Here is a 5594-nt window from a genome sequence, read left to right on the forward strand (position 1 = left end):
CCGCCGGCGCCGCGGATGCGGCGGCCTCTGCGGGTGCCGCGACCGGCAGAGCCGTCGGCGCCACGATGATCGGAGCCGTGACCGCGACGTTGCGGCCTGCCGCCACGGAGCGGAGGTGGCTCTGCTCGGCCAGCACCTTGCCGGCGTAGCCGCCGTCGTCGGCGAGGTTGGCCGCGCCGACGTAGTACTTCAGGCCGCCCTCCAGGCTGCCGGCGCGCGCGATGCATTCCTTCAGCACCTGCACGCCGACGCGCAGGTTGGTCACCGGATCGAAGGCCGCGTGGTTGCCGCCGAAGGCCTCGTACTTGTCGTCGTGGACGCGGGTCATCACCTGCATCAGGCCCTGCGCGCCGACCGGGCTCTGGGCGAACGGATTGAAGCTCGACTCGATGGCCATGATCGCCAGGATGAGCGTCGGGTCGAGCTTGGCCCGTTGCCCAACCTGCCAGGCTTCCTGCACCAGGCGGCTCACCGGTTCCGGCGCGACGCGGTAGCGGCGCGCCAGCCAGGACGCCACCGCGGCCTGCTGGCGGTCGAGGTTGCTCGGGTCGGCCGCGGTCGCCCGCGCCACCGCGTCGCGCTCGACCAGGGCGGCCGCTAGGCCGGCCAGGGAGGTGTCGGCTTCCACACGGGCCACCTGCCGGTTCTGCAACCAGCCGAGCGCGTGCTCTTCCAGCGTGTGCCGCAGGTCGGCACGGCCGGCGAAGAACAGCGACAGGGCCACCACCACCAGGCCCACCAGTGCGAGCGAGTTGTGGCAGACCTCGAGCAGGCCGTGGCCTGCATCCTTGAAGAACACCGCCACCGGGCGGCCCAGCGCCGCGGCCAGATGGCGCAGCGACTGGTGGGATGGGAGTGCTGTCATGCCTCTCCTTTCAAAGAGCGCCGGGCTTCGCATCGAGCACGAACCCCACGGCGATAATTCGCCCGTCACCGCGTCGGCGCCACCCTGTATTCAGGGTCCGCGCCGACGGGGCGGGTTATCCCTCACGGGAACGGGCCGGAGTGTAGGAAGGCTTTAAATAACCAGTCAAGACTATCAAACTGATCCTTAATAGCCATTAAGTATGAAATACCGGGATCTGCGCGAGTTCTTGAACGGCCTGGAGCAGCAAGGGGAAGTCCGCCGCATCGCGGAGCCAGTCTCCACGCGGCTTGAGATGACAGCGGTCAGTGACTTGCTTTTGCGCCGTGCCGGCCCGGCGCTGCTGTTCGAACATCCGGTATCGGATCGAGTCAGTTACAAAATTCCGGTCTTGACAAACCTGTTCGGCACCCCGCGCCGGGTGGCGCTCGGCATGGGGGCGGCAGACGCCTCCGAGTTGCGCGAAGTGGGTCGTCTGCTCGCCAGCCTGAAGGAGCCGGAGCCGCCGAAGGGCCTGAAGGACGCCGGTCGGCTGGTGCAACTCGGCAAGGCCCTGTGGGACATGAAGCCCGCGCGCGTGCGCAGCGCGCCCTGCCAGGAGGTGGTGCTGGAGGGCGCGGATGTCGACCTCGCCACGCTGCCGGTGCAGACCTGCTGGCCGGACGATGCCGGTCCGTTGATCACCTGGGGCCTGGTGATCACGCGCGGACCGCAGTCCGTGCCGGCACCGCGCAGCCGCCAGAACCTGGGCATCTACCGCCAGCAGGTCATCGGGCCGCGGCAGACCATCATGCGCTGGCTCGCCCACCGCGGTGGCGCGCTCGACTTCCGCGATTTCGCGCTGGCCCACCCCGGCCAGCCCTTCCCGATCGCCGTGGCGTTGGGGGCCGACCCGGCCACGATCCTGGGCGCCGTGACGCCGGTGCCCGACAGCCTGAGCGAATACCAGTTCGCCGGCCTGCTGCGCGGCAGCCGGACCGAGGTGGTCGATTCGGGTGTGGGCGAGGGCGATGTGAAGTTGCAGGTCCCGGCCGGCGCCGAGTTCGTTCTGGAGGGGCACATCCCGGTCGCGGCACCGGGGTACCGGGGCACCAGCGCCCACGGCGTGCCGCTGGAAGAACGCGGCGGCTACCTGCATGCGCTCGAAGGCCCGTTCGGCGACCACACCGGCTATTACAACGAGCAGGACTGGTTCCCGGTGTTCCAGGTCGACCGGATCACCCACCGCCGCGATCCGATCTATCACTCCACCTACACCGGCAAGCCGCCCGACGAGCCCGCCGTGCTGGGCGTGGCGCTGAACGAGGTGTTCGTGCCCCTCCTGCAAAAGCAGTTTCCGGAGATCACCGACTTCTATCTGCCACCCGAAGGCTGCAGCTACCGGATGGCGATCATCAGCATCAGGAAGAGCTACCCCGGCCACGCCAAGCGGGTGATGTTCGGCGTGTGGAGCTTCCTGCGCCAATTCATGTACACCAAGTTCATCGTCGTCACCGACGACGACGTCGACATCCGCAGCTGGCAGGACGTGATCTGGGCGATCACCACGCGCATGGACCCGGTGCGCGACACCACGCTGGTCGACCAGACGCCGATCGACTACCTGGACTTCGCCTCGCCGGTCTCGGGCCTGGGCGGCAAGATGGGGCTGGACGCCACCAGCAAGTGGCCCGGCGAGACTGCGCGCGAATGGGGCCGGCCGATCCGGATGGATGCAGCGGTCGAGCAGCGGGTAGCGGCCATCGTCGAGGCGTTGATGCCGGCGACCGGCTCGCGCTGAGGAAGCCCACGGGCCATCGGGCGGCAATCAGGAGCGCCCGAGTCATAGAGCCTCGCGGTTTGCATCCAGCCCGCCGGGCGCCTAGTCTTCAGGGGCCTGCAACGCAGGTAAATCTCAGGACGCAGTCTCTGCGTACCAGGAGCCCCGGACCCTATTCCTCCGGATCTCCAAAGGTGGTGCTGCCACCTAACCCCTCTCGCCGTGATGGTTGAGAGGGGTTTCTGCTTTTTGGCGTCCTGATCTAGTAGCCGACGCCGCGCGCCAGCAGTTCGCGCAGCACCACGCGCACTTCCCCGAATCCGGCGCTGCTCGGCAGCCACTCGAGCACGCCGCGGTCGGCCGGCACGAAATAGCCCATCGGTGCGGCGGTGATCTGCATCGACTCACCGGCCTCCTGCCGGAAGGCGCGCAGCGCGCGCGGCATGTGCCAGGCGTGCGTCACCAGCACGATGTGGCGCACGCCGGCGGTGTGCAGCTGCTTCACGCTCAGCCGCGCGTTCTCGCGTGTGTCGCGCGAGGCGGTCTCTACCCATTTGATCGGTCTCAGGAAGTCGCGCTCGGCGATGCGTTGCGCGATCTCGGCTTCCGACAGGCCGCCGTCGTCGTGCTGGCCCCAGCCGAGGCCGCCGCTGAAGGCCAGGGGCAGGCCGGTCTGGCGCGACAGCCGCACCGCATAGCGCAGGCGCTCCAGCGAGGCAGGTTGCAGGTCGGCCGTGCCGGACTCCGGTGCGCGCGGGATGCGCCCGCCGCCGATCACCAGGATCGCGGTCGTCGGCGCGGGCTCGGCCTTGGGCGGCTTCAGGCCGCTGATATCGGCATCGCTCAGCGGCGGCGGAGCCGGCAGCAGGGTCGACTGCAGCCAGTGGGCGCTGCCCTGGCAGGCGCTCAGCCAGATGAGGGCTGCACCCAGCAGCAACAGCAGCAGGCCGACGCGCGGGCGCCAGAGCATCAAGCGTCCACCGAGCAGCATCAGCAGCAGCCAGGGCACCGGTGGCAGCGCCAGCGCGGTGAGCAGGGGCTTGAAGGGTTCGAGTCCGGTCATGTAAGTTGTCGTTGGTCGGAACGACGCATTGTGGAGAGCCGAGGCAGCGCCGCTCTGCGGCATGATGGCCGGGGTTTGTCTTAGTGCTGCGGTTCGGGCATTTGTCACGCGCCACCCCCAACCGTTCCCCCGCGCTCCGCTCTGGGGCGTGCCGATCTGCAAGGAAGTCCAGCCATGAACACCTCCGCGAATCTCGAGACTGCCACCCTGGGCGGCGGCTGCTTCTGGTGCACCGAGGCCGTGTTCCAGGAGGTCGACGGCGTCGTCGCCGTCGAGTCCGGCTACAGCAACGGCCACGTGAACGACCCCAGCTACGAGCAGGTCTGCGGCGGCGAGACTGGCCACGCCGAGGTGATCCGCGTGCAGTTCGATCCGCAGCGCATCGGCTTTCGCGAGCTGCTGGAGATCTTCTTCGTCGTGCACGACCCGACCACACCCAACCGCCAAGCAACGACGTCGGCACGCAGTACCGCTCGGGCATCTACACGCACAGCGACGAGCAGGCGCGCATCGCGCACGAGGTCATTGCCGAGCTGCAGGCCAGCGGCGGCGTGCGCGGCAAGGTGGTGACCGAGGTGAAGCCGGAGCTCAACTACTGGCCGGCCGAGGCCTATCACCAGAACTACTTCGTCCAGCACCCGGGGCAGGGCTACTGCGCCTTCGTGGTCGCGCCCAAGGTGGAGAAGTTCCGGAAGACCTTCGCGTCGCGCCGCAAGGTTTGATCCAGGGCGCCTGCCGCATACTGGCGGGCCTTTGCTGCTCCGGCCCCTTGCCCCCGTGAAAGCCCGCGCTCGCCGTTCACCTGCCGCCCCGCGCCTCTGGCTCGGAGTGCTGCTGTGCGCGTCGCTGCTGTGGGCTCAGGTGCTGGGGCTGGCCCACCGCAGCGTGCACGGGGCGATGCCCGGCACGGGCGCCGCACTCGCCCTCGCGTCGGCGCAAGACCGGGTGCATGGCGGGGAATTCGCGGCGCATGGCATCGAGGCGCTGTTCGGCCACGAGCGCGGCACGCCGGCCTGTCATCTCTATGACCAGCTCTCGCTGGGCGATGCGGCCTCCGCCGGCGGCGTCGATGCCGTACCGGCGCTGCCACCGAGCCATCTCGCGGCACCGGTGCCGACGCTGCCCTCGGGCACCGTCCGGCTCGCCTACCGCGCCCGCGCGCCGCCGACGACGATCGCCTGATCGATCGTTCGCAGGGTGTCCGTCCGCGGCCGTGGCCGCTGAGAACGGCCCTGCGCCACCGGCGCTTCGGTTCGGGCTGCGGTCCGCCCCGGCGCTGTTCATTCCCGTCTTTCTGAATGGAGCCCGCGTCTCGCGGGCCTACGCATGCGCTCGTCACCCAGCTCCCCCTCCCAGGCGCTTCGCGCCGCCCTTCTTCCGTTGCTCGGCACGCCGCTGCTGGCGCTGGCGCAAACCGCGCCGCCTCCGGACACGACGCTGCCGCCAGTGGTCGTCACTGGCAACCCGCTCGACAGCGACGGCATCGCCACCCCCAACAGCGTGCTCGCCGGTCCGGGCCTCGTGCTCCGGCGCGGCAGCAGCCTGGGCGAGACGCTGTCGGGCCTGCCCGGCGTCTCGTCCAGCTACTTCGGCCCCAACGCCAACCGGCCGGTGATCCGAGGCCAGGACGGCGACCGCATCCGCGTGCTCAACAACGCGGGGGCGACGCTCGATGCCTCGGCGCTGAGCTTCGACCACGCGGTGCCGATCGATCCGCTGGTGGTCGAACGGCTGGAGGTGCTGCGCGGCCCGGCCGCACTGCTGTACGGCGGCAGCGCCGTCGGCGGTGTGGTCAATGCGATCGACAACCGTATCCCCAAGGCCGCGATCGACGGCGTGGGCGGTGCGCTCGAACTGCGCGGCGGCGGCGCAGCCCGCGAGCGCTCGGCCGGCGCGCTGGTCGAGGC

At 69.8% G+C, this 5594-nt stretch carries 5 protein-coding genes and 1 pseudogene; 4 read left to right on the plus strand and 2 right to left on the minus strand.

Going from position 1 to position 5594, the window contains the following annotated elements; genetic code table 11:
- Positions 1-865, minus strand: an 865-nt coding sequence (locus x551_RS17760) for a lytic transglycosylase domain-containing protein (protein ID WP_051512128.1), incomplete at its 3' end; no start/stop codon positions are given.
- 202 nt (positions 866-1067) lie between these two features.
- Between x551_RS17760 and x551_RS17765 the strand changes: the two genes are divergently transcribed.
- A complete protein-coding gene (locus x551_RS17765) occupies positions 1068-2645 on the plus strand; it encodes a UbiD family decarboxylase (RefSeq protein ID WP_011830518.1) in 1578 nt (525 codons plus the stop codon).
- 241 nt (positions 2646-2886) lie between these two features.
- Here the strand turns inward: x551_RS17765 and x551_RS17770 are convergent, their stop codons facing one another.
- On the minus strand, positions 2887-3687 hold the full coding sequence (locus x551_RS17770; RefSeq protein ID WP_011830517.1) for a YdcF family protein: 801 nt from the start codon (positions 3685-3687) through the stop codon (positions 2887-2889).
- A 174-nt stretch (positions 3688-3861) separates the two neighbouring features.
- On the opposite strand from x551_RS17770, the pseudogene msrA reads away from it, so the two are divergent.
- From msrA to x551_RS17785, 3 genes and pseudogenes are all read left to right on the plus strand, one after another.
- Positions 3862-4409, plus strand: a pseudogene (msrA, locus tag x551_RS17775) (peptide-methionine (S)-S-oxide reductase MsrA).
- Positions 4410-4464: 55 nt separating this feature from the next.
- Positions 4465-4869 (plus strand): hypothetical protein, encoded by a 405-nt coding sequence (locus tag x551_RS17780; RefSeq protein ID WP_152543562.1) that lies wholly within the window; start codon positions 4465-4467, stop codon positions 4867-4869.
- 144 nt (positions 4870-5013) lie between these two features.
- Positions 5014-5594: TonB-dependent receptor plug domain-containing protein (locus x551_RS17785; RefSeq protein ID WP_152543563.1), on the plus strand; the 581-nt coding region annotated here is incomplete at its 3' end.

This window comes from Methylibium sp. T29 (assembly GCF_000576205.1).
Lineage (GTDB): Bacteria > Pseudomonadota > Gammaproteobacteria > Burkholderiales > Burkholderiaceae_C > Methylibium > Methylibium petroleiphilum.